This window comes from Alteromonas sp. BZK5 (genome assembly GCF_014349115.1).
Taxonomy (GTDB): domain Bacteria; phylum Pseudomonadota; class Gammaproteobacteria; order Enterobacterales; family Alteromonadaceae; genus Alteromonas; species Alteromonas macleodii.
The window spans coordinates 1-2190 of the sequence record NZ_JACSOE010000210.1; the positions used below are offsets into that span (position 1 = coordinate 1).

Sequence of the window (2190 nt, forward strand, 5' to 3'; positions counted from 1 at the left end):
CACCAGCAGTAGGTGAAGCATCAACCAGATAATCCGATGAGATGCCGGTCTGTCTCACTCTCATGCAAAGGTAAGATCAACCATTTAATCCGCTTACCCCAAATATAAACGGCCCTTGTATCAGAATAGGCGGCAATGCAGGATTAGAAATAGGAGAGCCATCTTCATTAAACAGTTGCGACACTAACATCGCACGCAGTGCTTCTATTTCTCCTAACGATGCGTCAGTAGCGATATTCTGATTTAGCGGAATGTTTGAGGTGGCTTCAAGCTGTGCTTTTACCGCATCGAAGGTACCACGTACAAATGGGTCGACCATTACATAATAGGGCAAAATAGAGTCGTCTTGAGTAATAGACGCACCTACAAACGCGGCCAATTTATCACCCGAGTCATACACTAAACGCATTGACGCACCTTTAAGCGTAGCGTCGTTATCGAAATAGGCATCTTGAATACGCAAAGCAGAACCGTCGGCGTCAAATCCCTCGCTTACCTCTACATCTTTATAGTATGCGTCGGCATGCAGACTGAGCATTTGGTTGAAATCGTAGTTTACGGTTAAGTCATAAGCTTGAAGCGTTCGTTCAATGCCTAGTTCACTGCCCAAACTAAATTCGGCATCAGTAAAAGGGCTAGTATCTCCGCCATTGGGGGCGATAGAGCCAGATTTGAAAGCGATGCCCGGCTGGTCATTATACTCCATGGCTGCGCGCGCAATGATTTCAAGCTGATCGTAATTCGCTCGCCATGTTGCACGTAGTGCTTGTACTGAAACACCCTGAAGATCTTCGCTGTTGCACGGCACTTCTTCACCAAGACGGTTGTACATATTTGCATTACCGTAATAGGAATCAGCGCTACAGGCATTGTTTTCTACAATGCCGTCCATTTCGCGATAAAGACCTGCTATACGAAAACTGTGGTTGTCGTTAATAGGCTGGTTATACATGAATTCAAGTTCTTGCCCTTGCTCTGAGTTATAGCCAACCTGCACCTTGCCTTCTTGTTCGAAGGTGGGAAGATTAGAATGAATACTCACCGCACCATTGGCTGCCGCGACACCAAACAAGGTTGGCTGGGGGCCTTTTAAAACCTCTACGCGCGCTATATCAAAAAGCGCGACGCTGGCTACCGTCTTTTTACTGATATCAAAGCCATCTTGATATACCGAAATGCGAGGCGTTGCCGATACCGAAGATACGTCGTCAGTCACGCCCCGAATATTAAAAGACGGTAAGCTTACGGCCTGCTCTTGAATTTGAACGTTAGGTAAAATTCGAGAAAGCTCATCAAGTTCCATGATATTGGTGCGCTCTAAGAACTCGCTACCTATTACATCCATAGTAACAGGCACATCCATAACGGACTGCTCACGCATTTGTGCGGTTACCGTAATCTCTTCTATATAGTTATGTTCGTTTTCTGTGTCGGGCGCTACTTCTTGTGCAATTGCGGCGCTTGATAGCGCAAATGCTATTGTTGTGGCAAGCAGAGAGCGTGGATAAACCGTTCGTGGGTACAGAGGGCGCATCAAATCATTCCTTTCGTGTGCTTAGTGGGTGTTTTATGTATTTTTATAAGCAGTTCGCTAATAGATTGGCGACATTGCCTACTTCTTAGAATTATCGAAGCACAAGAATGTAGAACGCTTTTGCGAAGGTTCGATGAAGCATAGGTGACAAGTCAAAGGCACTTTTGTGACAGATGACTCTCCGGCTCTATTCCCCTAATCAGCTCTGTACCAGAGCTCAGTTGTTATTAAGCAAAGCTCTATGTAACTTTTGTTGAATAAATGCACAACAAAAGTTATCATTAATGATAACCCAATAGGAATAATGATGAAGTGGGAGATCAAGTTTCACAGAAGCGTTAAAGAGCAAATATTGGCTATGCCACCTAAAGTGCAGGCACGTTTTATACGGTTATTAGAACTTATGGAAAAGCATGGCCCGAACTTAGGGGCTCCTCATACTAATACCAGTCCACATAGGTAATTACCCTCTCAGCGAGAGTTAAAATGTTCGTAATCGCGGCGTGTTACCGCAGGTATAGTGGCTCTACATCAAGGTGACACAACAAAGAGTACGAACATTTTAAACTCGCCCTTCGGGAAGGTCTGGCAAGCTTCCTAGCTTCATTCTGGGAATTTGAAAGGGAACAGCCATTCCTGCATTCCCACGCTTCGCT

Annotated in this window: 2 protein-coding genes; one reads left to right on the top strand and one right to left on the bottom strand. The window is 45.1% G+C overall.

From position 1 onward, the window contains the following. Positions 1-76: 76 nt before the first annotated feature. Complete coding sequence (locus tag BIZ39_RS21320) at positions 77-1534, bottom strand: TonB-dependent receptor (protein WP_262385832.1); 1458 nt, start codon at positions 1532-1534, stop codon at positions 77-79. A gap of 358 nt (positions 1535-1892) precedes the next feature. On the opposite strand from BIZ39_RS21320, the gene BIZ39_RS22695 reads away from it, so the two are divergent. Further along, positions 1893-1997, top strand: a complete 105-nt coding sequence (locus BIZ39_RS22695; protein ID WP_410369573.1) for a type II toxin-antitoxin system RelE/ParE family toxin — start codon at positions 1893-1895, stop codon at positions 1995-1997. Positions 1998-2190: the final 193 nt, after the last annotated feature.

Excerpts from the sequence above, each read along its gene's own strand:
- BIZ39_RS22695 (WP_410369573.1), top strand. The coding sequence starts at position 1,893 with ATGCCACCTAAAGTGCAGGCACGTTTTATACGGTTATTAGAACTTATG.
- BIZ39_RS21320 (WP_262385832.1), bottom strand. The coding sequence starts at position 1,534 with ATGCGCCCTCTGTACCCACGAACGGTTTATCCACGCTCTCTGCTTGCC.